At 42.2% G+C, this 26,047-nt stretch carries 20 protein-coding genes and 1 tRNA gene; 16 read left to right on the top strand and 5 right to left on the bottom strand.

The annotated features are described in order from the left end of the window. The first annotated feature begins 73 nt into the window (after positions 1-73). From ACT3QR_RS06670 to scpB, 4 genes are all read left to right on the top strand, one after another. Entirely contained in the window at positions 74-1,162 is a 1,089-nt protein-coding gene (locus ACT3QR_RS06670) for an LpxL/LpxP family acyltransferase (RefSeq protein WP_444520595.1), read from the top strand. 108 nt (positions 1,163-1,270) lie between these two features. Continuing rightward, positions 1,271-2,356, top strand: a complete 1,086-nt coding sequence (gene trpS, locus ACT3QR_RS06665) for a tryptophan--tRNA ligase (protein WP_444520594.1) — start codon at positions 1,271-1,273, stop codon at positions 2,354-2,356. A gap of 114 nt (positions 2,357-2,470) precedes the next feature. Next, positions 2,471-3,355 (top strand): segregation and condensation protein A, encoded by an 885-nt coding sequence (locus tag ACT3QR_RS06660; RefSeq protein WP_444520640.1) that lies wholly within the window; start codon positions 2,471-2,473, stop codon positions 3,353-3,355. Between the two features lie 166 nt (positions 3,356-3,521). Then, on the top strand, positions 3,522-4,034 hold the full coding sequence (gene scpB / locus ACT3QR_RS06655; protein ID WP_444520639.1) for an SMC-Scp complex subunit ScpB: 513 nt from the start codon (positions 3,522-3,524) through the stop codon (positions 4,032-4,034). 115 nt (positions 4,035-4,149) lie between these two features. Here the strand turns inward: scpB and lolA are convergent, their stop codons facing one another. From lolA to rplU, 3 genes are all read right to left on the bottom strand, one after another. Then, positions 4,150-4,836, bottom strand: a complete 687-nt coding sequence (lolA, locus tag ACT3QR_RS06650; RefSeq protein WP_444520593.1) for an outer membrane lipoprotein chaperone LolA — start codon at positions 4,834-4,836, stop codon at positions 4,150-4,152. A 411-nt stretch (positions 4,837-5,247) separates the two neighbouring features. Further along, on the bottom strand, positions 5,248-5,505 hold the full coding sequence (gene rpmA, locus ACT3QR_RS06645; RefSeq protein ID WP_444520592.1) for a 50S ribosomal protein L27: 258 nt from the start codon (positions 5,503-5,505) through the stop codon (positions 5,248-5,250). Between the two features lie 91 nt (positions 5,506-5,596). Next, positions 5,597-5,908, bottom strand: coding sequence for a 50S ribosomal protein L21 (rplU, locus tag ACT3QR_RS06640; RefSeq protein WP_062845087.1), 312 nt, complete (start codon positions 5,906-5,908; stop codon positions 5,597-5,599). A gap of 558 nt (positions 5,909-6,466) precedes the next feature. On the opposite strand from rplU, the gene ACT3QR_RS06635 reads away from it, so the two are divergent. The 5 genes from ACT3QR_RS06635 (at position 6,467) to hemB (ending at position 15,989) form a co-directional block, all read left to right on the top strand. Continuing rightward, a complete protein-coding gene (locus ACT3QR_RS06635) occupies positions 6,467-7,492 on the top strand; it encodes a polyprenyl synthetase family protein (protein WP_444520591.1) in 1,026 nt (341 codons plus the stop codon). A 779-nt stretch (positions 7,493-8,271) separates the two neighbouring features. Further along, entirely contained in the window at positions 8,272-9,645 is a 1,374-nt protein-coding gene (locus ACT3QR_RS06630) for an efflux RND transporter periplasmic adaptor subunit (protein WP_444520590.1), read from the top strand. 35 nt (positions 9,646-9,680) lie between these two features. Continuing rightward, positions 9,681-12,902: an efflux RND transporter permease subunit gene (locus ACT3QR_RS06625; protein WP_444520589.1), complete on the top strand. Its 3,222-nt coding sequence runs from the start codon at positions 9,681-9,683 to the stop codon at positions 12,900-12,902. After that, positions 12,899-14,713, top strand: a complete 1,815-nt coding sequence (locus tag ACT3QR_RS06620; protein WP_444520588.1) for an efflux transporter outer membrane subunit — start codon at positions 12,899-12,901, stop codon at positions 14,711-14,713. The genes ACT3QR_RS06625 and ACT3QR_RS06620 overlap by 4 nt, the downstream gene beginning before the upstream one ends. Positions 14,714-14,981: 268 nt before the next feature. After that, positions 14,982-15,989: a porphobilinogen synthase gene (gene hemB / locus ACT3QR_RS06615; RefSeq protein WP_444520587.1), complete on the top strand. Its 1,008-nt coding sequence runs from the start codon at positions 14,982-14,984 to the stop codon at positions 15,987-15,989. 121 nt (positions 15,990-16,110) lie between these two features. Here hemB and ACT3QR_RS06610 read toward each other — a convergent pair whose 3' ends face one another. Further along, entirely contained in the window at positions 16,111-17,088 is a 978-nt protein-coding gene (locus ACT3QR_RS06610; RefSeq protein ID WP_444520586.1) for a glutathione S-transferase family protein, read from the bottom strand. Positions 17,089-17,399: 311 nt separating this feature from the next. Between ACT3QR_RS06610 and ACT3QR_RS06605 the strand changes: the two genes are divergently transcribed. Continuing rightward, positions 17,400-17,476: transfer RNA gene (locus tag ACT3QR_RS06605), tRNA-Val, on the top strand. A gap of 229 nt (positions 17,477-17,705) precedes the next feature. Here the strand turns inward: ACT3QR_RS06605 and ACT3QR_RS06600 are convergent. After that, a complete protein-coding gene (locus tag ACT3QR_RS06600; protein ID WP_062845094.1) occupies positions 17,706-17,930 on the bottom strand; it encodes a helix-turn-helix domain-containing protein in 225 nt (74 codons plus the stop codon). Positions 17,931-18,360: 430 nt separating this feature from the next. Here ACT3QR_RS06600 and ACT3QR_RS06595 point away from each other — a divergent pair, with 430 nt between their 5' ends. The 6 genes from ACT3QR_RS06595 (at position 18,361) to ACT3QR_RS06570 (ending at position 25,978) form a co-directional block, all read left to right on the top strand. Beyond that, on the top strand, positions 18,361-19,011 hold the full coding sequence (locus tag ACT3QR_RS06595) for a TetR/AcrR family transcriptional regulator (RefSeq protein ID WP_444520585.1): 651 nt from the start codon (positions 18,361-18,363) through the stop codon (positions 19,009-19,011). Between the two features lie 99 nt (positions 19,012-19,110). Continuing rightward, positions 19,111-19,932: a MipA/OmpV family protein gene (locus ACT3QR_RS06590; RefSeq protein ID WP_444520584.1), complete on the top strand. Its 822-nt coding sequence runs from the start codon at positions 19,111-19,113 to the stop codon at positions 19,930-19,932. 189 nt (positions 19,933-20,121) lie between these two features. Then, a complete protein-coding gene (locus tag ACT3QR_RS06585; RefSeq protein ID WP_444520583.1) occupies positions 20,122-21,219 on the top strand; it encodes an efflux RND transporter periplasmic adaptor subunit in 1,098 nt (365 codons plus the stop codon). After that, positions 21,216-24,308: an efflux RND transporter permease subunit gene (locus ACT3QR_RS06580; protein WP_444520582.1), complete on the top strand. Its 3,093-nt coding sequence runs from the start codon at positions 21,216-21,218 to the stop codon at positions 24,306-24,308. The genes ACT3QR_RS06585 and ACT3QR_RS06580 overlap by 4 nt, the downstream gene beginning before the upstream one ends. Before the next feature lie 137 nt (positions 24,309-24,445). Beyond that, entirely contained in the window at positions 24,446-25,219 is a 774-nt protein-coding gene (locus tag ACT3QR_RS06575) for an STAS/SEC14 domain-containing protein (protein ID WP_444520581.1), read from the top strand. Between the two features lie 381 nt (positions 25,220-25,600). Next, complete coding sequence (locus ACT3QR_RS06570; RefSeq protein ID WP_444520580.1) at positions 25,601-25,978, top strand: MerR family transcriptional regulator; 378 nt, start codon at positions 25,601-25,603, stop codon at positions 25,976-25,978. Positions 25,979-26,047 lie beyond the last annotated feature (69 nt).

Below are 26,047 nucleotides of genomic sequence, written 5' to 3'. Positions count from 1 at the left end.
AACGCTACCCCATCATATCAGTAACTTTTTATTATTAGCCATGATGCCTCAAACCTTGCTGTAGAAGAATATTATGAAAGCGCCAGAACAATACGACCCTAGCAAACCATCTTCTAATAGCAGCGTGCCGCCTAGTACGAAGCAATCGGCTAAATCGCCTGCCATACCTGCTGGAACGCCAACGATTATGCAAAATCATAAGCATACCGCACAAGCAGATAAGAAGCCATTTCAATGGCAGTTCTTAGCGCCAAAGTACTGGGGCATTTGGTTATTGTTTTTGATCATGTTACCGATGATGTATCTACCATTACGTTGGCAATTTTGGCTAGGTCGTAAGCTTGGTAGTTTGATTTATAAAGCTGCTGGCTCACGTAGACGCGATACGCTCATCAACCTAAAACTAGCGTTTCCAGAGAAGCCTGAAGCTGAACGTGAATTAATGGCTAAGCAAGTATTTGTCAATCAAGGTATTGGTGTGTTTGAAACGTTATGCGCTTGGTTTCGTCCAAATGTGTTTACTAAAACAGTGTCTATTTCAGGACTACAGCATTTGGTTAATGCTCAAAATGAGCAGCGGCCAGTTATTCTGCTAGGTGCACATTACACAATGCTCGATTTAGGCGGCTTGCTAAGTGCACAGTTTTTCCCTGTAGACTGTATGTACCGTACGCAAAACAACCCTTTATTAGATTGGTTTATCTATAACGGTCGCACCAACATATTTGGTAAGCAAATCTCTAGCCGAGATATGCGTAGCTTAGTTACCTCTATTAAAGCGGGACACGTCATCTGGTACTCTCCTGATCAAGACTACGGGCTAAAACAAGGAGTTATGGCGCCATTTTTTGGTGTACCAGCAGCAACTATTACTGCCTCACGTCGTATGACAAAAATGGGCAACAAAGCCAAGCCACCAGCGGTTATGGCATTACATACTTATCGACAGACACCTGACAATCTGCCGCGTGGTAAGCGTCCTCATTATCATTTGACTATTACGCCAGAATTAGACGGTTATCCAAGCAAAGATGAAGTCGCTGATGCCACTCGGGTTAATGAAGTCTTAGAAGGACTCATTCGTATTGATCCCACCCAATGGATGTGGTTCCATCGCCGCTTTAAACATGGGCCAAACGGTCGTACTGATATCTATAAGTAAGCCTTTATTCCCAACAACACTGATGAAGTTTGCTATACTTTGCAGCTAATATTTCGCGCTTTTGATATATATTTATAATAATTTGATAAACAAAATAACGGATTTTCCATGAGCAATAACAGCACTCCTGACAATCAAGCTTCTGATACTTCAACCGAAGCTAAACGCATCCTGACTGGTATTAAACCGACTGGTATTCCGCATTTAGGTAACTATGTTGGAGCGATTCGTCCAGCAATTGAGTCTATTCAAAATAGTGATCATGAAGCGTTTTTCTTTTTGGCAGACTACCATGGCATTATCGGTTGCTATGATCCTGCTATCATTCATGAATCGACAAGAGCCATTGCCGCTACGTGGATTGCTTGTGGTCTAGACCCAGAGCGCGTGACGTTTTACCGTCAGTCAGACGTGCCTGAAATTCCAGAGCTTGCTTGGATTTTGAACTGCTCATGTGCCAAAGGTTTAATGAACCGCGCCCATGCCTACAAAGCAGCGGTTGATATCAACACAGAAAAAGCCGATGTCGATCCTGATCAAGGTGTCACCATGGGTTTGTTTGGTTATCCCGTACTAATGGCTGCTGATATCTTGATGTTTAATGCGACTCATGTGCCTGTTGGTCGTGATCAAGTACAGCATATCGAGATGGCTCGTGATATCGCAGGTACTTTTAATCATCGTTATAAGTCACTTTTCACGCTACCCTCAGCAGTTGTTGATAACGATATACCACTGCTTACTGGGCTTGATGGACGCAAGATGAGTAAGAGCTATAGCAATACTATTCCTCTATTTGGTGATCCAAATCCACAAGTCAATCCTGAAAAACAAATGCACAAAGCTATCATGAAAATTGTGACTAACTCACAGTTGCCTGATGAGCCAAAAGATCCTGATGAATCCGCTATCTTTGAGATTTATAAAGCATTTGCTACTGTTGAAGAAATTGCTGATATGCGTGCGCGTTATGCCGCTGGTATTGGTTGGGGTGACGCTAAGCAAGCACTATTTGATAAAATTAATGACGAAATCGCGCCATTCCGTGCACGTTACGAAGAGCTGATGGCCAATCCAAAAGAGTTAGAAGAGATCTTGCAGATGGGTGCAAACAAAGCCCGCCGTCATAGTCGTAAGCAACTAGACAAAGCTCGTCGTGCTATTGGCATCCGTCCGCTTGCTAAGCTTAAATAATCGTTGCTGGAATAGTCGTTTCACTGACGCAATTTATTATCAAAGCGGGTGCTAAACGTGCAAACTGAACCAAACACCAAACAGGCGGCTTTGTCTAAAGCCGCCTTATCTGCTATGGCTGATTCAATCTCTGAGCCTATAGACAATCAGAGCGAGCTTGATGAATCATTCAACCATGATATATCGCTGCGTATCTATCAGACGCCTGTGCAGCATTTGCCAGAAGATCTATATGTACCACCGCAAGCCTTTGCTATTTGGTTAGAGCAATTTGCTGGGCCATTAGATTTTCTATTGTATTTGGTCAAGAAAAATAACGTCGACTTGACTCAAATGCCAATTCTGCCTATTACTGAGCAGTATTTATCATATATCAGTGAGTTGGACACCGAGCACTTCGAGTTAGCAGGTGACTATCTACTGATGGCATCAACGCTCATTGCTATTAAAACCGAATTGCTATTACCTGCTCCTGATACCCCTACTGATGAGCGTGACCCAAAAGCAGAGCTCATTGAACGCCTCGAAGCGTACGCGCAAATCAAAGTGGTCAGTCAACGCTTAGACAATCTAGTACGCTTAGAACGTGATGTGTTTTTGGCAATGGTCAGTATGCCTGGTCAAGAGGTTATGAATGCAGAACTGCCAAGCTACTCGCCCAACTTACTGATTGATAGCTTGTTCAAAATGCAACTACAGCCTGACTATCAAATGCATACCATCAAAGTTGATGCAGTACCACTTGCCGATCGTATTGCCAGTATTAGCAGGCAACTAAGTACGGATGGGGCGCGCTCCTTTTATGAGCTGTTGGATAGAGCACAAGGTAAAATAGGCGTGGTTGTGAGTTTCGTCGCCGTACTTGAGCTCATAAAACGGCAGCTGATTGGTGTGGTTAACATCGAGACAGATAGCAAGATCGTTAGCTCTGTTTCCAATGACGAGCTGTCTGATATAGACAGTGAACCTACAACGCTTACGTTACAGTGGCTAGCCTAGTCAGCTTTACGACTGTCTCCTAGACCTACTCTCTATTAAAAAACAACACTGAGATAAGAGCACATTTTAGATGGTAGATATTGAAAACTCAAAACAGCATGATAAAACTCTAGAATCAACACATATAGCTTCATCAATTGAAGCGCAGCATGATTCTCTTGAAGATATGAGTAAACGCATTGAAGTGCTGTTACATGCGTCAGAAGCACCGCTGACAGCTCATGTATTGAAAAAACATTTATCATTATCTACTAAAGAATTAGAACAAACCTTGGAAGTGTTGCGGAAACGCTTAGATACAGGTGTGCTTAGGCTACATGAAACCGCCAGTGGCTATCGCTTACAAATATCTGATGACTACAGCAGCTTAATCCAGCGCATTTTTCCGCAGCGTCAGGAACGTCTGAGCCAAGCCTTACTTGAAACCCTAAGTGTTATTGCATATAAGCAACCTGTGACACGCAGTGATATTGAGCACGTACGTGGAGTCACATTATCGAGCAATATACTCCGCCAGTTGTTTGATAAAGGATGGATTGTGGAGAAAGGCTTTAAAGATACTCTAGGTCGTCCTGCATTGCTTCATACTACTGCGCAGTTTTTAGACGCGTTTGGATTAAGCCATCTGGATGAACTACCACCTATGCCAGATATGGAAACCATACGAGCCATGTCTTAAGTTTTTTTGCTGAACAAACTATAGTTACTCGTATAAAAAAGGACAGAGCGCATAGGATCTGTCCTTTTTATTACATTGCTAATTTTGAATCAAAACCTAACAATATATTTGCTAATTACTGATTAATAACATCAACACCCTCTGGCGGTGTAAATTTAAACTGACTGCTGCCAACACTTGGATTCATCTTGATATTACTGAACTTAATAGAAGTTGTTTGTCCCAAGGTATCATTCAATACCATCATGACAGGTTTACCACCACTAAAGCTCATTGAAAGGCTCTTAAAGCTAGCGCTCTCTGACTTAGGATAAAGCACGTAGTAATTTTTGTTGTCATATGGCTGAGTAATTTTAAAGTTTTGATCAATTTTGCTCGGCTCCCCTGATAGTAGCAAAGCTGGTGTATTACCTACTTGGCTATCGACGTTTTGTTTAGTTGCTTGCTCTAGGTCTTTGTCGTAAACCCACATAGAATTACCATTAGCAACAATTAGCTGCTCTGATGGTGATTTAGTTTCCCAGCGAAAATTGTTTGGACGTTGAACACTCATAGTGCCTGTAAACGTACCACTACTGGCGCCTTTGGTCGTTTGGCTAAAATTGGCTGTCATGCTCTTAGTATTCGTTAGCAGTTTATTCAAACGTTTAGCAGCTGTTAGATTGTCAGCGGGAGCTGCTGTAGCCGTTTGAGTTAGCGCCATCATTGGAGCTGCAATACCTAGCGATGTCATCAATACACCTGCTAAAGCACCACTCATCATTTTTTGTTTGGTCGATTTTTTCGTAGATAAGTTCATCATAAATCCTCTCTAAAAAAGCATAGTCTCTTAAAAATTGTCGCTTAAAATAAAATGTTTTATTGAAATTTTTGTTTTCTATAAATACTAATTTTACCAAGATAAAACGGGTAACCATCAGCAATGACAATAGTGTGCCAGTTTTTTTATTACACGCCTAGTCATGATTTGCAATCTTTACTACGGCTGCCATACACACTTGTAACCAATACAATTACACAGCAAAAGTTCGTATTTAGTATTCTTAGCTACAGTAACTATAATCATAATAGCTTTTAAGATAGCACTCATAAAAATCATTATTCTTTTATATGAGACTACAAATACAAAAAGCCCCTATTACCATAAGGCAACAGGGGCTTTTTTAATTATCCAATCATTTTATTCAAAGAATAAAACAACTTGAGTAGATAATTATGCGTTTTCAACCGTAACATAACGACGGTTAAATTTACCTTTGGTCGCAAACTTTACAACACCGTCATTCAGTGCAAATAAAGTATGGTCACGACCCATACCAACGCCTTCGCCTGCATGGAATTCTGTACCACGTTGACGAACGATGATGTTACCAGCTGAGATAGCTTGGCCACCAAAGATTTTTACGCCTAGCATTTTTGGGTTTGAATCACGACCGTTACGGCTCGAACCGGCAGCTTTTTTATGTGCCATGAGAAAATCTCCTTGTTAATTTGACTTATCGCTAATGCGATAACTCTTAAGCATTTAGTGCGCTATTTAGCAATAATTGCTAAATGAATAATTAGGCATTAATCGCTTTGATTTTTAACAAGGTGTACCATTGGCGGTGACCTTGTTCTTTGTGATAATGCTTACGACGGTTGTGCTTGATGATACGGATTTTTTCGCCGCGACCATGCTCGACAACTTCAACTTCTACGCTAGCGCCGTCAACAACAGGCTGACCGATTTTGACGTTCTCGCCGTCAACAACCATCAACACGTCTTCAAATTTGATTGTTTCGCCTTTTTCTGCTTTTAGTAGTTCAACTTTAAGCAATTCATCGACGACTACACGGTGCTGTTTACCACCAGTTTTGATTACTGCGTACATTATACGACTCCGTTTAACCCGTGTGCCGTGGCTGATGTTATACCAACGCTTTTACGACGAACACGACAGGGAAAAATTAAAGGCAAGATTTTACGGCTTTTTGCTCATAAAAGCAAGCCGCGCCTCTTGTTTTTGTAAGGTGGTTACACTAATGACCATCTCTCATTTTGCTATAACGGATGCTCATCAAGGAAAGTCGATGAACGACAATACGAATATAAACATGAGAAATAGTAATGATAAGTGATAGATTAAGCCCAACAGTGGCCATTATAACTTATGCAATCAGTTACTTACAGCCTTTTATAAAACATTTATGTGACTAAAAAACTCAGATAAGCTAGAAGATTTATCTTCAAAACATGAGGGGTTTTTATTTTATTTTATAGGCATGGTAAGCCCTATATATCATACTCCTAACCTACTTGCGCCCTATATTTTAACCAACAATTTAAACAGATAGCTATGCTATCATAAGCGAAATAATACTTTACCTACCGATAGATAAAGTCAAGGTTATAACAACTCTCTTTACTCTTATTAATATGACTATTTATTATGACTAGTACCTCTTTAAATAATACCGTGCCTGTTTCTCAATCGACGCCTAGCTATGCTGACATTCAAAGTATTGTAGCCAATGACTTCGAAGTAATGGACAAGCAAGTGTTTGGCAGCTTGAACTCAAAAGTACAACTCGTCATGAGCGTATCGCAACACGTGATCAATGCTGGCGGCAAACGTATGCGCCCACTAATTACATTGCTCTGTGCCCGTATGTTTGATGATAATCCATCAGAAAAGGCCATGCATCTAGCTGCTATCACGGAAATGCTACATACGGCTACCTTAGTGCATGACGATGTCATCGATGAGTCAGGACAGCGCCGCGGCAAACCAACGGCAAATGCCACATGGGATAATGCTACTGCTGTGTTGGTCGGCGACTATCTGATTGCTCGCGCTTTTAATCTTTTGGTTGGTTTTCAAAGCCTGCCATTGTTGCAAGTATTTTCAGATGGGACTTGTGACATTGCTGAAGGCGAAGTATTGCAGCTACAACACCAGCATAACCCTGCTGCGACAGAAGAAGATTACTTGCGCATTATTGATGGCAAAACATCACGCCTTTTCATGATGGCGACTCAAGGTGCTGCTATTTTGCAAGACAAAACAGAATATATGGCAGCGTTGGGCAATTTTGGACAGCACTTTGGCAATGCCTTTCAGATTATCGATGATGTGCTCGACTATAGCGGCGATAGTGACGTGATGGGCAAAAACCTAGGCGACGACCTTGCTGAAGGCAAACCTACCCTACCGACTATCAAAGCACTCGAACTACTCAAAGATAGCAACTCTGAAGGCTATGAGCAGTTACGTATCGCCGTTCAGACAGGCAAGACACCAAATGCTGAGCAGCTTATTGAATTGGTACGTAGCTCTGGCTCATTGGCTTATTGTAAGCAGCGCGCGTTGGAAGAAACCAAATTGGCGCAAGACGCACTGAGCACACTACCTGATAACCGTTATCGTACAGGCTTATATCAATTAACTGAACTCGCTAGCGCACGATTAGTATAATCAAAACTGAGTCGTCTATATTGTTAAATGATTACGGCGACTCAGTTTTTAGCAGAGTTTTTTGGCAATTAAAGAATATAAGACCCATTAAACAAGAATTACCCTCTCAAAAAATCGTTTGTCAGCTAAATCGTTACCTTTCTTTAAGTTTCATACATCCTAGCAGTACTATAATCATATAAGAATTTTCCGACAGTCGAATAATATTTGTGCACGCTTCGCAGGCACACACTGATAGTTATTTTTTATGCCTGCAATTAGGGGTTGCTAAAATTGTCGTTTTGTTGACAAAGTTGATTCTTTACTATTTAAAGACCTCATTAACTCTAGGGCTTTAGATTTATAACAAAAATTTACAATATATTTTGATACTAGGTTGTACATGGAGCTATTAGCTGTTAGTAGAGACGACGCTTACTATGTCAGTAATTCGTTAATCCGCAAACTGTCATACTTCTCCTTTTTGGTCCAGCTTATATCGCAAACCACTTGACTGTGGGGTTACCCCAATAGTTTATAATAACTCATTAAATTTATTAATCCACTTTGTGGTTTGCTTAAACAATTAATGCTAAATAGTTCTTTCGATACTTAATCCATGTCGATGTCAGATTTTTGATTGGCAATGCTCCATTAACTGAACGATCTAAAATTTGAGTAAATAGTGCTAGCTTAGACTATTTATTTTTTATTTAGCATTACAAGACCCTTATATCAGTACGCTAAACTTATTGATCGATTTTTATACTGTCACTATTTATATATTGCCGAGGACATTGATGAAGCACTCTTATCTTGCGCTTGTAATAGCATCTGTACTATCTGGAGCTGTACTGGTTGGCTGCGACAACAGCGGAGACACCGCTGGGGATGCTGCTCAACAGCAGATGCCACCCTCTGTCGTCAACGTACAGACTGTCACTTTTGAATCTGTACCACAAGTACAAACATTCTCCGGCCGGACCTCAGCCTATCAGACAGCCGATGTCCGTCCACAGGTTAATGGCGTCATTGACGAAGTACTTTTTCGTGAAGGAAGTAACGTCAAAAAAGGTCAGCCACTGTATCGCATTAATACTGATAACTATGCCTCATCTGTAACGAGCAGCCAAGCAGCCGTACAGCAAGCACAAGCCAATTATCAAACGGCATTGGCAAATACGGCTAGCAGTAGAGCTGCTCTGGTTAGCAACCAAGCATCATTAGCACAAGCAAAAAGCGACTTACAGCGATTAAGTGGTTTGGTCGAAATTGATGCTATATCTAAACAAGAATACGACCAAGCTGTGACCACTCTTCGTACCGCCGAAGCAGCGGTAGCCAGCGCGCGTGCAGCTATTGGCCAGTCTGAGGCCAGTGCTGAGAGTGCAAAAGCGACTATTGAAAGTGCAAAAGCAGGTTTACAAGCCAGCGCTTTGGATCTGAACCGTACCATCGTACGCGCCCCTCTTACAGGCCGTAGCGATCGCTCAAGTTTTACTGCTGGTGCATTGGTTAGTGCAAGCCAAGCTGATCCATTGGTTACTATCTCGCGCTTAGACCCTATCTACGTTGATATTAGTCAGTCTTCTTCTGAACTACTCAAACTACGACAACAGATTTCTGCTGGCGAAGCTCAAACAGGTACAAATACAGTTGAGTTGGTATTAGAAGATGGCACAGTTTATCCTGTCAATGGTCAACTGGCTTTGTCTGAAGCAAAAGTGGATGAGTCAACAGGTGCTGTCACCTTACGTGCTGTATTCCCAAATAGTAATAATATCCTGCTACCAGGTATGTATGTCACGGCACGCTTAACTCAAAGCGTTATTACCAATGCTACACTCGTTCCTCAAAGCGCTGTTACACGTTCTGCTAAAGGTGATACTCAGGTTTATATCGTCGACGAGAATAATCAAATTAAAGTACGTCCTGTAACGGTCAATGGCACTTATAACGGCAACTGGGTAGTAACTGACGGTCTAAAAGAAGGCGAAAAGCTAGTAGTTATTGGTGGCTCAAAGGTCAAACCAGATCAAGAAGTGGTTGCTAAACCCCTAGAAGACACTAAGTCAACATCAGCGACGCAAAGCGCTCCTTCTAATACTGTAGCCAAAACACCACAGCAAGCTGCAAAAGAGAGCGAAAAACCTGCAGAAACTGCCACTAACTAATTCCATTCAAACATAGGAAGACTTAGGGATATACTATGTCACGTTTTTTTATTGATCGCCCTATTTTTGCATGGGTACTGGCTATTTTGATCATGCTCATCGGGATAATATCGGTTAACAGCCTACCGGTTGAACAGTATCCTAGTATTGCACCACCTACTGTTTCGGTTAGTACAAGCTATCCAGGTGCCAATGCGCAAACTATTGAAAACTCAGTTGTTCAGGTTATTGAACAAAAAATGAAAGGGCTTGACGGCTTGATGTACATGTCGTCAACCAGCTCATCAAACGGCAGTGCATCCGTGACGCTGACGTTTGAGAATGGTACTGACCCTGATACGGCTCAAGTACAAGTACAGAATAAACTCCAGTCAGCAACAAGCTCACTACCTGAATCCGTTCAGCGTCAAGGGGTTACCGTTAACAAATCCTCTAGCAGCTTCTTAATGGTACAAGGCTTTGTGTCTGAAGATGGTAGTATGGATCGTAACGATATTGCCGATTATGTTAACTCAAATGTCGTTGATCAGATCAGCCGTGTTGAAGGGGTTGGTGAAGTTCAAGTATTTGGTTCTACATACGCGATGCGTATCTGGCTCGACCCTGCACGCTTACGCAGTTACAGCTTAATGCCCTCTGATGTGGTCACTGCAGTTACCGCGCAAAATACGCAAGTATCTGCAGGACAGCTAGGACAAGCACCCGCTGATACTGAACAGCAAGTCATCAACGCAACAGTTACGGTACAAAGCTACTTACAGACGCCTGATGAATTTAAAGATATATTATTAAAAACTGATGCATCAGGTGCACAAGTGCGCTTAGGCGATGTCGCAGATGTTGAGATCGGTAGTGAAGACTATAGTGTCAACTCATTATATAATGGTCAAGATGCGGCAGGTATGGGTATCTCACTTGCTAGTGGTGCCAATGCACTGAATACTCGTGAGGCCATCAGTACACGTATGGCTGAGTTAGAAGCCAATTTTCCTACAGGCCTAGTATCAGTTACACCTTATGACACGACACCATTTGTACGTTTATCTATTGAGCAAGTGGTACATACGCTTATTGAAGCCATCGTATTAGTATTTATCGTCATGTTCATTTTCTTACAGAACTGGCGCGCCACAATTATTCCAACGCTTGCTGTCCCTGTCGTTCTTTTGGGTACATTTGCCGTGCTATATATTGCCGGCTTTAGTATCAACGTACTGACGATGTTTGCCATGGTACTATCTATTGGTCTACTGGTCGATGATGCCATCGTCGTTGTAGAAAACGTTGAGCGAATATTAGAAGAAGACCCGCATATCTCTATTAAAGACGCCACGATAAAGTCGATGGGTGAAATTAGCAGGATTGTTGTTGGTATCGCTCTGATCCTATCAGCAGTGTTTTTACCAATGGCCTTCTTTAGCGGTTCAACTGGAGCTATTTATCGTCAGTTTTCGATTACTCTGATTACCAGCATGGTGCTATCTGCTCTAGTAGCACTTATCTTTACCCCTGCTTTATGTGTGACCTTGCTAAAGCGTGGCAAAAGTCACGAAAAAGACAGCACCGAAAAACAAAAAGGCTTCTTTGGTTGGTTTAACCGTAGTTTTGCTAAAACAAGCCGCTCGTATGAAGGCTTTATTGGTAAGAGCTTCGGTCGTAAATGGATATACCTTATCATTTATGCTGCGATTATCGGCATCATGACGGTAGTCTTTTTACGGATTCCTAGCTCATTTTTGCCAGAAGAAGATCAAGGCCTTATGTTCACGATCGTTCAGCTGCCTTCTGGCTCTACTATAGATGAAACACAAGACGTTCTTGATAAGGTAAGAAACTATTACGATACTGAAGAATCAGACAATATCGCTTCTGTCTTTACTATCGCAGGCTTTAGTTTTGCCGGATCGGGCCAGAATATGGGTCTGGCGTTTGTGCGCTTATCAGACTGGGATGACCGTCCGGGTGATGAGAATACCGCTCAAGCCATCTCCGAACGTGCCATGGGATTTTTCCTTACTCAGATTAATGAAGCATCAGTATTCGCGATTGTACCGCCCGCTATTACCGCACTGGGTAATGCCAGTGGTTTTGACTTGATGTTGCAAGATACAGGCAACCTTGGTCACGATGGCCTGCTCGAAGCCCGTAATACGCTGCTTGGTATGGCCGCACAAAATGAAAACTTAACTGGTGTACGCCCTAACGGTCAAGAAGATGCTCCACAATTAAAAGTCAATGTCAATCAAGAACAAGCCGCCGCTTATGGTTTGTCGATGTCAAATATTAACAGCGTCATATCAACCGCATGGGGTTCAAGCTATATTAATGACTTCATTGACCGTGGTCGTATTAAAAAAGTTTATGTACAGGGTGAACCAAGCAGTCGTACCAATCCTGATGACCTTGGCCAATGGTATATACGCAATGAAAATGGTGATATGATTTCATTCGATGCATTTTCTAGTAGCGAATGGCAATCAGGCTCACCGCGTCTGACGCGTTATAACAGCTTATCATCAATGAATATTCAAGGTTCAGCAGCAGCTGGTCTTAGTACTGGTGAGGCAATGAGTACGATGGAAGAGCTCATAACCAAACTACCTGAAGGTGTCGGTTATGAATGGACAGGTATGTCACTAGAAGAGCAAGAATCAGGTGCGCAAGCCCCAATGCTATATGCAGTCTCAATCCTAGTCGTCTTCTTATGTCTTGCAGCACTATATGAGAGTTGGTCTATACCATTTTCTGTACTATTAGTGATCCCGCTTGGGGTCTTGGGCGCTGTGATATTCACATGGCTCCGTGGCTTATCCAATGACGTCTACTTACAAGTAGGTCTATTAACTGTCGTTGGTCTATCAGCCAAAAACGCTATTTTGATTATCGAGTTTGCAAGAGATCATCAAGAAGAGGGTTACAGCCTCAAAGAGTCAGTCATGACAGCGGCGCGTCAACGTTTACGCCCTATTATCATGACATCACTTGCCTTTGGTCTTGGGGTCGTGCCATTATTCCTAGCCACTGGCGCAGGGTCTGGCAGTCAAAATGCGATCGGAACTAGTGTGGTTGGTGGCGTTGTCACTGCCACCTTATTAGGAGTGTTCTTTATTCCGATGTTCTATATTTGGATACGAAGCATCTTCCCTCATAAATATGAGAATAATAAGCCAAATGATAGAGATGGTGGCAATGGTACGCCTAACCCAACATCTTCTGAGAGTTATCAGCCTGCAAGTCTTGGAGACAATATACAATGAGTGCTCAAAAAACAATTATCACTAGTGCATCATCGGTAGCTATCACAGCTACCGTTGCACAGCCAACGCTATCACGTTTGCGTAAGAACAGCGGTCGCTTGTTAGGTCTAACTGCTTTAGCAATTAGCATGGCCGCTTGTAATACCATTCCAAAAGCCGATATGAGCCCTGTTCTCGCAGAGCCGAACATCTCTATGCAGCAATCTTATGGTGCGTTCGATAAAGAAACGGCAAGTAGCGCAGAGCAAGCGAGTATTGCAGGTCAACGTTGGCAGAACTTTTATAGCGATGAGCGTCTAAAAGGCCTGATTGCGTTAGGTCTTGAAAACAATAAAGACTTTGAAAGCGCTCGCCTAGCTATCGAAAAAGCACGTGCACAGTATCAGATTACCGATATTAATGACTTGCCAGCTATCGATGGCACTGCCGGTTATACCCGTCAAGCACAGAATCGCACTGACCGAAACGCTAGTAGCAGTTATAGCGTCAATCTAGGTCTTGCTAGTTACGAGCTAGACTTTTGGGGCAAAATCTCAAGCTTAAAAGATCAAGCTTTACAGAACTTCTTGGCGACTACAGCAGCCAAAGACGCGACTCAAATCAGTCTAATCAGCAATATCTCACAAGGCTATGCCAATCTAAGCTATAGTTTGGCACAGTTAAAGCTTGCTGAAGCGACTGTTGAAAGTCGCGAACGTTCGTTATTCATTACAAATAAGCGCTTTGAAGCAGGTATTGATGCAAAACTACCTTCATTGCAGGCTTCTGCTTCTCTTGAAAGCGCCAAGCTTGCTGTATTGGCTGCGCAAACCAATATTCTAAAAGCCAGAAACGCACTACAGTATTTGGTTGGTGGCTCTATTCCTGCTGAGCTAATTCCAACACCGGCTGTTAGTAATATTACTAGCCAGCAAATCTTTAATACTGGCTTACCAAGTGAGTTGCTACGCTATCGTCCTGATGTTTTGCAAGCAGAATACAACTTGAAAGCCGCTGGTGCCAATATTGCAGTGGCTCGTGCGTCTTACTTCCCCTCTATTAGTTTAACCAGTAGTGTGGGCGTGAGTAGCGGTAGCTTAAATGACTTGTTTAAGAATGGTGCCGTTGGCTGGTCATTTGGCCCAAGCGTTAGCGTACCTATCTTTGATGCAGGACGTTTGGATGCTGATTATGATGTGGCTCAAATTGAGCGTGACCAAACGCTTACCAGTTATGAGAACTCTATTCAAACAGCATTCCGCGAAGTGTCAGATGTACTTGCCACACGTGCAACGCTTGGTGAGCAATTAGAAGCGCAGTATCGCTTGCAAGATAATTTTGAGCAGACCTATCAGATAGCAGATGCGCGCTTCAAGTCTGGTCTTGATAACTACCTAGACGTGCTTGATGCCCAGCGCTCATTGTTCTCTACTCAGCAAGACATATTAGATTTAGAGCTACAAAAAATCATTAGTCAGGTTGAGTTGTACCAAGCGCTCGGTGGCGGTGCCAACCTTGATATACCGACCGCTATCCCAGTACCGCAGCATACCAACTTGGCACAGATTGTGACTGGCTCTGCTACTAGTGCAAAAACCAAAGCGACAAATGCTATCAAAGCAGCTGGTTCAGCGCGTGTAACGACGCCACAGGAAGCTGTCGCGATTAAGCAATCACAAGCGGTAGAAACAACTACCTTTGAACCGACTGCTATCGTCGATGTCAATGATGATGGTAAGAAGGATGCTGCTGTCGGTGTGGTCACTGAAGAGACTCGCTTTAATAACAATAGCACCGAACAAGCCCCTGCTACGCAGATTGTTGAGCCTTAAATGACCTATGCTTAATCTGATGATATAAACTATCATCACATTGACAGTTGATAAGTACTATCAGCCCTACCGACTCAACTTGGTGGGGCTTTTTACTTTTATTGACGTCTTTTTGTTATAGTAGATCCGCTTTATACAAGGCCTATATATATACAGCCACTTTATGAAATACCGTTTTTGATAGGCTAATTTTACAAAATACCTTTTAGAAAAATATTATTTTAATCATGTAACATGATAACTATTAAAACAATCATAAGGAATTATTATGAGCTATACCTTTAATCGTCAGTACCCTGCTACTCGCTTACGTCGTCTACGCTACAATGACAACGTACGTTCAATGATTCGTGAAGTAGAACTGCATCCCAAGCATTTTATCGCCCCTGTCTTTGTATTAGAGGGTGAAAATCAGCGCGAGACCATCGCTAGTATGCCAGGCGTTGAACGTTTATCGATTGACTTGCTAATCAATTATGCCAAAGAGTTATTAGCAGAAGGCGTTACAACCATTGACCTTTTCCCTGTGATCGATAATGCCTTGAAAACACCAGACGGTAGCGCAGCTTATGACGAAAATGCTCTGACGGTACGCACGATAAAAGCGGTAAAAGACGCTGTACCAGAAATGGTCGTCATGACTGATGTCGCGCTAGACCCTTATACCTCACATGGTCAAGACGGTCTGCTTGATGACAGCGGCTACGTCATCAATGATGCCACCATCGAAGTATTGGTCAAGCAAGCACTTGTACATGCTCGCGCGGGTGCAGACATTATCTCTCCTAGTGACATGATGGATGGCCGTATCAAAGCCATGCGTGATGCGTTTGAAGCAGAAGGTTTTGTCAATACGGCTATCATGGCTTACTCAGCCAAATATGCTTCTGCTTACTACGGTCCCTTCCGTGATGCTGTCGGTAGTGCGGGCAACCTAAAAGGTGGCCACAAAAAGCAGTATCAGATGGACTTTGGCAATCGTGCTGAGGCGCTACATGAAGTGGCTATGGATATCAACGAAGGCGCAGATATGGTCATGATCAAACCAGGTCAACCTTATCTTGACTTGATTCGTGAAGTCAAAGATACCTTTGGCGTACCAACCTTTGCCTATCAGGTGTCTGGCGAATATGCCATGCATATGGCTGCCATTCAAAATGGCTGGTTGAGTGATGCAGTAATTTTAGAGTCGCTGATTGGCTTCCGCCGTGCTGGCGCTGATGGCATCTTAACCTACTTTGCCTTAGAAGCGGCCCGTCAGCTAAATAATGCCTAATAGTAGTTTCACTACCCTTTATATTGTAAAAGCCCCAGCTGCTTATTAGTAGCTGGGGCTTTTTTATGCTGACACTCTATTCAAAATAAAGAGGTTTATTAAGTTTACGAACTATAAATGTCTATAGCTGCTCACGATGATGTGCTGTCATAAAATCAATATCAGGACCAACAGGCACAATACGCGTAGGATTAATATTGGCATGACTGGTGTAATAATGCTGCTTGATATGGTCCATATTCACCGTCTCCGCAATACCTGGTACTTGATATAAATCACGCAGATAGCCCCAAAGGTTTGGATAATCAACAATACGATGCAGATTGCATTTGAAGTGCCCAACATAAGCAGCATCAAAACGAACGAGAGTCGTAAAGAGTCGCCAATCAGCCTCTGTTATAGTGCTGCCTGTCAGATAACGCTGATGTGCTAAGCGCGCCTCAAGAGTATCTAAGGCTGTAAATAGCTCGGTCACAGCTTCTTCATAAGCCTCTTGAGTGGTTGCAAAGCCCGTTTTGTACACACCATTATTGATAGTAGGATAAACGAATGCGTTGATGTCATCTATTTCTTGTAATAACTCTGCTGGTAAAAAGTTACCTACTGATGCGCCCACTTCATCAAAAGCTGAGTTAAACATACGGATAATCTCAGATGACTCATTACTGACAATCGTATCCGTCTGTTTGTCCCATAAAATCGGAACGGTCACACGGCCTGTGTAATTTGGTTTGGCTTTGGTATACAGCTCATAAGCGTAGTCTGCATTGATCACTGGATCAGCAATGACCCCTGCCCCCTCTGCAAACGTCCAGCCGTACTCACCCATATATGGATGTACTACAGATATCGGAATGATGTCTTCTAAGCCTTTAAGCTTGCGATAGATAAGCGTGCGGTGTGCCCAAGGGCAGGCTAGCGACACATAAAGATGATAGCGGTCAGATTCGGCTTTGAAACCCTCAATACCTGTTGGCCCTGCACTACCATCTACCGTTATCCAATTTCTAAAACCAGCATCTTCACGCTGAAAGCGGCCGCCACTTTTTTTTGTATCGTACCATTTGTCTTGCCACTGCCCGTCTACCAAGAGACCCATGTTATTCTCCAACTATTTTTAATATTTGTCTAACGCTTACTAAGCATGATTGACTTTAAGCTATTATTATCACGATAAACGCGTTATTTAAAGAGGTATCATACCAGTTATAGACCTTTATTCATTAGAGTCGTACCATTTATTAACAATAAATACTTAACGGACTAAATTTAATATTTAGTAAATATACACAAAAATATATTCCAATAACTAATATCTGACTGAATACCAAATATTATGATAATAAAAGAGGTTTATGCTAAAAAAGACTTGCAAAGTCTGGGAAACTTGCTAAAATGCTCAACCTAAATAGGCGTATAGCTCAGTTGGTTAGAGCGCTACCTTGACATGGTAGAGGTCAGCAGTTCGAATCTGCTTATGCCTACCAAATTTAGAAAGCCCCAATCTCACGATTGGGGCTTTTTTTGTCCGTAAAATATAGGCTGTAGCGGAAAAGGAAACTATACGTCGATTCAAATTATCTCTTTTCTCACTTTCAGCAAACATCATCAAAAAACGTGTGTGCCCAAATTGTGCCCGCTCTTTATTTTGCCTTTCTTTTAGAGTAACACTTTCGACCTCTACCCTAAATTATCTAAAACACTCTCAAGATTAATTTACTTCTCTTTATCTAGCGACTCGTTAGGTACATAAGTAAATAAATCACCTACTTCAATATCTAGTGCCTCACAAATTTTATCCATAGTGTCAAAATCTATTCTCGAAGTCTGTTCGTTATAAATCTTGTGCATGGTCGACTTACTAATTCCTGTCATTCTTATTAGGTCTGCAACTTTCATACGTCGTTCAGCTAGTAGCACTGGCAAATTACATAAAATCATTAATAATTCCTTAATAGACTAAAAAAGTACTTGCATCGACTAACAATAGCTAGTAAAAACCCTAGAGAGCAGACGAACAAATGGCAATACTCACCACTACTACGATTTTTTGTGCCTATGATGCTGATTACAGATGAGAAACTATCTATTTTGAGTTAAGTTTTTTTGTATCCAAAGTCATTTGTCATAAGCCTCATTATGGGAACAATGGATGATCCTGTAATAGGAGCTTAAAGATTACACTGTAGTCTAATAATATCGGAATTTGAATTACTGATATACTAGTGGTGTGCTCCAAAGTATATGTAACGAGCTATTCAAACTATTTGGTTAATAGAAAAAATAACTACTTAGTACATTAAAAAATTTGTAATCATGACTATCAGTCTATAATATGACCGACAGTCACAGAAACAATTGGGCAATATATATGGGAATTCAAGAGCGCAAACTCCGTGAGTTTGAGAACCGTGGTCAAGAAATTCTAGATGCAGCTTTGAGCTTATTTGAATCAGATGACTGGGAACAGGTTACGGTTGAGCAGATTGCGCAAAAATCTGAAGTTGGTAAAGGTACTATTTATAAACATTTCGAGAGTAAGAGTGAGATCTATGTACGGCTTGCCATTCGTTTTCAAAAGCATATAGCTAGCGAGATAAATCTTATCGATACTTCCTTACCCGTACTTGAGCGACTTCGTTGCTATATCAAGGTAGCATGGGAGATACATCTCTCTAGTAAAGAACTACATCGGGTCTTTATGTTTTGTAGTCGAGCTGAGTTTCGCTCGCAACTGCCTAGTCAACTACTTAGCGATATGCAGGACGCTGAATTACAAGTCGGTAGCTATACTTATCAGCTTATGACTGAAGGTATAGAGCAAGGCTTATTTGCAGACAAACCTATTCATTTATTGATATTTGGACTTCAATCTATATTTTGGGGTTCGATACAGCTTATTTGGAGTGGTTATCTTGGCGACATTGATCATGAAGAGCACTTAGAGGAAGTCACTAGTTTTATGATAGCTGGCTTGGTTCATCACAACTTACCTATCCCTACAACTAATCAAAACTGCTAGAACAGTTTTGATTTTGTACTGATATAACTTATAGAATTTTTTTTATTTATTGGTGACTGACAGTCACATATAGACCATTAGTATTAAGAGAAAATAATCATGAACCCTCATACAAACACCGTCAAAACTTCACCTTACTATTTCGTCAATGCACCACTAACTATGCTAGTGATGATAACAACTTTAGGTATGACTACTACCGCTAATGCTGAAGCAGGATTAGTCAAGAAAAATGATTCTAAATCAACCTTTACCCTTGGTGCAGGTGTAGCTTACGTACCAGAGTATGAAGGATCAGAGGATTATAAGGTCAGTGCTTTACCAGTGATCAGTTACCGTAATGGACGCTTCTTTGCAGGGGCCCTAGGTGGTATAGGTTATGATCTTTCAAGCAAAGAGAACTTGTCTTTTGGTCCTGTCCTCTCTTATCAGTTCGGACGTGAAGAAAGTGACAATGAGCGTTTAGAAGGTCTTGGTGATATTGACCCTAGTGCTACTCTTGGAGCTTTTGCACGTTGGAATTTACAACCATTTTCTTTGAACAGTACTGTCAAACACAGCTTAGGCGGCGATGCTAACGGTGCTCAGATCAAACTAGGTGCTGGTTATACGCTACCTCTTAATACGAAAGATATTATTAATTTTGAAGCTTCTATAGGCTGGTCTGATCAAGAGGTAATGGAAGCTTACTTCGGTGTTTCTCCAGTACAGTCGAGCCGCTCTGGTCTAGACGAGTATGAGGTGAGCTCCGGTATCAGACGCTATGGTCTAGGGGCTTCTTGGGTACACACATTTACTCCAAACGTATTTTCAACGCTAAATGCAGGGATTTATCAGTTAGGTAGTGAAGCAGCGGATAGTCCTATTACGACGTCAGATACGGGTGGTCTAATAGGTGCAAGTGTCGGTTATAAATTTTAATAATCAATTTATTATCTAACGGACATAGTGTATACGGCAACAAATAATATCTCAGTTTGGTGTGCCTTAAAGCTTAGTAAAGCTTCCATAAGTACCACAAGGTAATCAATAGAGTGTGCCTTATTACGCTGCAATATATAGAGAATTACAATGAATATTAAATACTGGATTCTACCCTTCAGTTTCGTGATGATCCTCCTGGTAGGGTGTTCAAAAGAAGAAAATGTCCCTGAAACCAATACTAAAGAGCTGGGTACAAGAACAGTTAGCGTAGACTCTATAACGCTGCGCCCTATGACGGGAAGTGTGACTGCTTCTGGATTACTGTTGCCACGTGAAGAAGTAGCTGTTGGTTCCGAGATATCAGGTTATCGAGTTGCCGAATTATTGGTCGATGAGGGGGCAACCGTTAAAAAAAACCAAGTGTTGGCGCGTCTAGATCCAAGTCTGCTGTTAGCTAAGATTGCTCAAGCTGAAGCCAGTCTTTCTCAAGCAAAAACCACTGCAAACCAGTCACGTGCTGAGTCTGATCGTCTTAAAGGTTACGAGGATATAGGCGCCTTTTCGGAGGAAGAGATCGCCACTAGAGTTGCCAAAGCAGAGAATGCAGAGGCTGGTGTTGATGTCGCTCAGGCCCAGCTGAATGAATTACAAACACAGAAGCAACGTATGGAAATACGTGCTCCAGTTGATGGATTCGTGCTTGAGCGTCAAGTACGCCTTGGCGATGTTTCAGGTCAATCTCAACCAATGTTTCGCCTTGCTAGTAACAGTTTGATCGAAATGGATGCAGAAGTACCGGAAGATGACCTTGCTAATATTACTGTTGGTCAAGAAGCAACAGTAATATTGCCCTCAAGCACTGAGTTACAAGGTAAAGTAAGACTACTATCCCCTCGCATTGATCCACAAACGAAACTTGGTCGTGTGCGGGTGCAACTTTTGACTCACCCTGAACTAAGAGCCGGTGGTTATGCAAAAGTTGTTTTTGGGCAAGTCTCTACACCAGTTCCTGCAGTACCTGAAAAAGCGGTGCAGTTTGAGGCCAGCGGTTCGTTATTAATTGTTATTGATGACAATAATCTAGCGCGTCGCGTCTCAATAGAGACGGGTGCTCGAAATGATGGTTTTGTTGAAATAAAAAAAGGACCAGCGGTAGGTACCCGTGTCGCTTTAGGGGGCGGCGCTTTCTTACTTGATGGCGACCCAGTTAAACCAATTAGCAAAGCAAGTACACCTGATGATATATCTGACAATGCTGACTCAGACACAAAGGTGAATTCATGAACTTGCGCATTTCAGCATGGGCAATTCGTAACCCGATCCCAGTCGCCCTTTTGTTTATTGTACTCATCATTGCAGGGCTGAGTGGTTACCGTGCGCTACCTATTAAACTTTATCCAGACGTCTCATTTCCAATTGTGCAGGTAAACGTGACACTGTCAGGCGCAGCAGCAAGCGAAGTTGAAACTCAGATTACCCGAACCGTTGAAGCCGCAGTGTCTAATGTTTCTGGCGTCAAACATGTGCAGTCCGTTGTCACACAGGGTGTTTCATCAAGTACTATCGAGTTTGAAATTGGCGAAGATCCACAAGAAGCAACAGATGAAGTCCGTTCAGCCATTGATCGTATCAGAAGCAGCCTTCCTAACAGTATTGAAGAACCTATTGTACAACGCTTTGATGTTGACTCAGCACCTATCGTTACCTATGCCGTATCTACTGAAACCATGACCGATGTCGAGCTAAGCTGGTTTGTGGAAGATACAGTTGCACGCGATTTGATTACCCAAGAAGGGGTGGCACAAGTTGATCTGGTAGGTGGTGTTAACCGAGAGATTAACGTCACCCTCGATCCCAGTCGCCTTCAAGCATTAGGTTTGACAGCGCCCAATATCAACGATGCATTACGTACGTCAAGTACTGACGTACCTGGTGGACGCTCTGAAATCGGTGAACGAGAACAAACAGTACGCGTATTGGGTGCTGCTGAGTCTGTACAAGCATTAAACGACTTGGTTATTCCTAGTGTCAGTGGTAACACCATTCAGCTATCTGATGTTGCTACCGTTTCTAGTGGCGCAGCCGAAAGACGCGGTTTTGCCTCACTAAACGGTCAATCAGTTGTCGGTTTCCAAGTTAAAAAAACCAAAGCCGCTTCTGATGTGGCGGTTGCAGAAGCAATTGCTAATGCGACCAAACAATTAGCAGAAGACTATCCTGATGTGACGTTTGAACGCATTGTGTCGACGGCAACCAGTACTCAAAATAGCTTTACTGCTACTTTAAGTGCCTTAATAGAAGGCATGTTGCTTGCTGCTATCGTGGTGTTTTTGTTTTTACGCAATTGGCGTGCAACCTTAATTGCCGCTGCAGCAATGCCCATTTCTCTCATCCCTACTTTTGCAGTAATGAGCTGGATGGGTTTTAGCTTAAACATGATCACCCTACTTGCTTTGACATTGGTCATCGGTATTTTGGTTGATGATGCTATCGTTGAAGTCGAGAATATTCAAAAACGTATTGAAACAGGTCAAAGTCCATATGAAGCATCGTTAGTAGGTGCTGATGAAATTGGACTTGCGGTCGTGGCGACGACAGCAACGATTGTTGTCGTATTTTTGCCAGTATCCTTGATGGGTGGTTTCGCTGGGCAGTTTTTTAAAGAGTTTGGTTTTACCGTCGCTATTTCAGTATTGTTCTCGCTATTAGTGGCACGCCTATTGACTCCATTGATGGCGGCATATTTGTTAAAACCATCGACAAAGCCGCACAAACCAAAACCTTTTAAAGGTCTCTATCGTAGAGTTCTTGATCTTGCACTTGTATACCGCTGGACATCACTTGGACTAGCAGGACTATTACTTGGCGGCTCTGTCTTTTTAGCTACATTACTACCAACTGGCGTGACGCCACCACAAGACAACGGTATCGTGCAACTCTCAATAGAAGGCGCACCTGGTGCCACTTTAGAAGACATGCGCCGTAGTAATGACGTCCTAACAGACAAACTACTGGATCTAGGTGATGTCAAAGCAGTATTTACCTCTATCGGCTCAAGTTCGAGTAATGGGGATGTAGGCTCTGGACAAGCAACTGTACTGCTTAACGAAGATAGATCTCAATCGACCCAGTCTTTCCAGAGTTCATTAGATGCTTTATTACTAAGTGTCCCTGACGTACGTATTGGGTTTGGTCAGGCAGGTGGCGGTGGTAGTACGACGCTACAAATTGTCTTAGCCAGTGAGAATGCCTATGCACTGTCTGAGTCGGCTCTCAAGCTTGAACGCGAAATGCGAGGTCTTAATGAGCTTAGCAACGTGCACCAAGTCACACCAAGACCGAGCTCTGAGCTGATCATAACACCTAAGCCCTCTGAAGCAGCTCGTCTCGGTATAACTTCTAGTACGCTTGGTTCAATTATTCGTGTCGCCACTCTCGGCGATGTAGATTCTAATACTGCGAAATTCAATACTGGTGATCAGCGCCTACCTATTCGAGTGCGTTTGCCTGATAGTGCCCGTACAGACTTAACAACAATCGGAAATCTAGAGATACCAACATCCAATGGTACCTCGGTACCCTTGTCGGCAGTTGCTGATATCAGTTTTCAGCCTGGAGCGTCACGCATTGACCGCTATGATCGTAAACGCCGTGCAACGATTGAGGCACAGCTCAATGGTGTCACCTTAGGAGAGGCGACGGCTGCCGTTAACGAGTTAGAAGCTCTTAAGAATTTGCCATCTGACGTGACTCAACCAGCTTTTGGTGAGAGTGAGACCATGAATGAGCTTTTTGCTAGCTTTGGCTTTGCAATCCTTGCTGGTATTGGTTTGATTTACGGAGTAATGGTGTTGTTATTCAAAAGTTTCTTTAAGCCAATTACAATCTTGGCGGCATTACCTTTATCACTAGCAGGTGCATTTTTGGGTCTATTGATAGCGGGTAGTTCGCTTGATTTATCGGCCTTGATTGGCTTATTAATGCTTATGGGTCTAGCAGCCAAAAACTCTATCTTATTGGTCGAATTTACCATCGAAGCTGAAAACAAAGGCGCTTCACAAAGAGAAGCATTACTCTCGGCTTGCCGTGAACGTGCACGTCCAATTGTGATGACAACGATAGCAATGGCCGCAGGGATGGTTCCTACTGCCCTAGCACTGGGCGAAGGGTCAGAATTCCGTGCGCCTATGGCCATTGCGGTTATAGGCGGACTCATCAGCTCGACATTGCTATCGCTCGTATTAGTACCAGTGGTATATGAGTTGATTGAAGATTTTGAAATATGGATGAAGCCAAAATTGGCTAAATTGGTTGTGCTGCCAGAAAAGACTGACCTGGAAGCAGCCGCCGCAAAAAAAGCAAACAATGAGTAGGAGTAATATTCTACTTAGTAAAAGCATTCGCTCACCTGAGCGTTTATAGACAAAACCTTTAGCAGACAGCTATTGAGAAGCGTCCGCGAGGTTTTGCAAAACTTGAAAGTTGATAAATATAATATAAGGATGAAATTATGTTAAAACAAATAACTGCTCCAGACCATGTGATCGCGCTATCTCTTGATGGCACACTAACGGGTGAAGGTCTACAAGAGTATCGCAAGGTTCTTGAAAAGAAACTAGAAGCCTATGACCACATTGGCCTCTACGTCGATATTACAAACCTCACCGACATGACTGCAAATTCGATAGTAGAAGGCACTAAAGCGGATATGGAGCTTTTTAGTCATATCAAGCAGCTTAATAAATGTGCTTTTATATCTGACAAAGAATGGCCAGAAGCCGTCATTTCAGTAACAGATCGGTTTTTTCCTACCATAGAGATGAAAGTATTTCCTTCGAGTAAAAAAGAAGAAGCTTTGAGCTGGGCAGCAGAAAAGATTGAGCAGCCTGTAAGTAAAGAAGGGGCTATCCGCTTCTTGCCTACCAACAAAGATGACGTGCTTGCTTTTGAGATTGATGGCGTGTTGTCTGCAAATGAGATGCCGAGCATTACGAAAAAACTTGAGAAATTTCTTAGCGGTCATGACAAAGTAAGATTGATGGCTCGAATGAAAAATTTCGATGGTTTCGATCCCTCTATTCTTATACAAAGTAGCGGTTTACTGTCAATGAAAATTGATGCGATGAATAAAGTCGAGCGTTACGCTATCGTTGGCGCACCTAACTGGATAAACAAAATCGTTGAAACGGCAAATCCAGTATTTCCACAAGTGGACATCAAAACCTTTACTGCCGATCAGGAAAATGAGGCGCTTGCTTGGCTTGATGCTGAGCTGGTGAAATAGCCTTTATAGAACGATAACTGACATATTTGCTTTTACTGGACAGCTCTTCAAAAGAAGAGCTGCTCTATTTGTAAGTCGAACTAATAATATTGGCTCAACGAGACACTTACATACTTACGTTAAAAACGTTTTGATATGCTCTCATATGTTAAAAATTAATGCTCTTATATTCTATTGATATGACTTGGAACACGATTAAATGATGAGGAAACACGCTAAAACTACGTGTGCTTTTGTGATTATAACCAGTATTTTGACGGCGTTCATTATATTATGGGCTATAAGGATACTGTTTGGTATTGGTTGATTGTCTGCTTAATATAACCAACATTTTTACATCTAGTTTAAAGAGCATCACCTCTACTTTCTATAGGTAATTCCATGATAGCTGACACGTCATATTTACTAATAGGTCGTTTAGCCTTACAAGCCAATACTACCAAAGACACTGTGCGCCATTATCATGATATGGGCTTACTAAGATCCCAAAAGCGCCAAGCAGGTTCACGTCTATACACTGAGTTTCATCCGGAATGTGTCGAGCGTATCGACCTGATCAAAAATGCACAAGCTGTCGGTTTTAATCTTAACGAACTCAAAGTCTGGTTGAATGATTATTACGATGGCACTCTCGATATTGATAAGCAAATGGATGTAATTTCCAAAAAGATTGCTCAAGCAAAACAGCAACAAGCTAACTTGTTAAGCATTATCGATCAGCTCAGTGCTTATCAAAAGAGTTTCAAACAAATGAAATAAGACACTAGTAGACCTGCTCCGAAAAAGGCTACTAATAAAATAACCAGCTAACAATTTCCATTATTGTTT

It is taken from the genome of Psychrobacter sp. AOP7-B1-25, assembly GCF_052376195.1.
Classification (GTDB): Bacteria; Pseudomonadota; Gammaproteobacteria; order Pseudomonadales; family Moraxellaceae; genus Psychrobacter.
This window is presented reverse-complemented; position numbering and strand designations above follow the sequence as displayed.

Excerpts from the sequence above, each read along its gene's own strand:
- ACT3QR_RS06610 (WP_444520586.1), bottom strand. The coding sequence starts at position 17,088 with ATGGGTCTCTTGGTAGACGGGCAGTGGCAAGACAAATGGTACGATACA.
- trpS (WP_444520594.1), top strand. The coding sequence starts at position 1,271 with ATGAGCAATAACAGCACTCCTGACAATCAAGCTTCTGATACTTCAACC.
- ACT3QR_RS06600 (WP_062845094.1), bottom strand. The coding sequence starts at position 17,930 with ATGATTTTATGTAATTTGCCAGTGCTACTAGCTGAACGACGTATGAAA.
- rpmA (WP_444520592.1), bottom strand. The coding sequence starts at position 5,505 with ATGGCACATAAAAAAGCTGCCGGTTCGAGCCGTAACGGTCGTGATTCA.
- ACT3QR_RS06635 (WP_444520591.1), top strand. The coding sequence starts at position 6,467 with ATGACTAGTACCTCTTTAAATAATACCGTGCCTGTTTCTCAATCGACG.
- ACT3QR_RS06590 (WP_444520584.1), top strand. The coding sequence starts at position 19,111 with ATGAACCCTCATACAAACACCGTCAAAACTTCACCTTACTATTTCGTC.
- ACT3QR_RS06670 (WP_444520595.1), top strand. The coding sequence starts at position 74 with ATGAAAGCGCCAGAACAATACGACCCTAGCAAACCATCTTCTAATAGC.
- scpB (WP_444520639.1), top strand. The coding sequence starts at position 3,522 with ATGAGTAAACGCATTGAAGTGCTGTTACATGCGTCAGAAGCACCGCTG.
- ACT3QR_RS06580 (WP_444520582.1), top strand. The coding sequence starts at position 21,216 with ATGAACTTGCGCATTTCAGCATGGGCAATTCGTAACCCGATCCCAGTC.
- ACT3QR_RS06660 (WP_444520640.1), top strand. The coding sequence starts at position 2,471 with ATGGCTGATTCAATCTCTGAGCCTATAGACAATCAGAGCGAGCTTGAT.
- rplU (WP_062845087.1), bottom strand. The coding sequence starts at position 5,908 with ATGTACGCAGTAATCAAAACTGGTGGTAAACAGCACCGTGTAGTCGTC.
- lolA (WP_444520593.1), bottom strand. The coding sequence starts at position 4,836 with ATGATGAACTTATCTACGAAAAAATCGACCAAACAAAAAATGATGAGT.
- ACT3QR_RS06585 (WP_444520583.1), top strand. The coding sequence starts at position 20,122 with ATGATCCTCCTGGTAGGGTGTTCAAAAGAAGAAAATGTCCCTGAAACC.
- ACT3QR_RS06630 (WP_444520590.1), top strand. The coding sequence starts at position 8,272 with ATGAAGCACTCTTATCTTGCGCTTGTAATAGCATCTGTACTATCTGGA.
- ACT3QR_RS06625 (WP_444520589.1), top strand. The coding sequence starts at position 9,681 with ATGTCACGTTTTTTTATTGATCGCCCTATTTTTGCATGGGTACTGGCT.
- ACT3QR_RS06620 (WP_444520588.1), top strand. The coding sequence starts at position 12,899 with ATGAGTGCTCAAAAAACAATTATCACTAGTGCATCATCGGTAGCTATC.
- ACT3QR_RS06595 (WP_444520585.1), top strand. The coding sequence starts at position 18,361 with ATGGGAATTCAAGAGCGCAAACTCCGTGAGTTTGAGAACCGTGGTCAA.
- hemB (WP_444520587.1), top strand. The coding sequence starts at position 14,982 with ATGAGCTATACCTTTAATCGTCAGTACCCTGCTACTCGCTTACGTCGT.
- ACT3QR_RS06570 (WP_444520580.1), top strand. The coding sequence starts at position 25,601 with ATGATAGCTGACACGTCATATTTACTAATAGGTCGTTTAGCCTTACAA.
- ACT3QR_RS06575 (WP_444520581.1), top strand. The coding sequence starts at position 24,446 with ATGTTAAAACAAATAACTGCTCCAGACCATGTGATCGCGCTATCTCTT.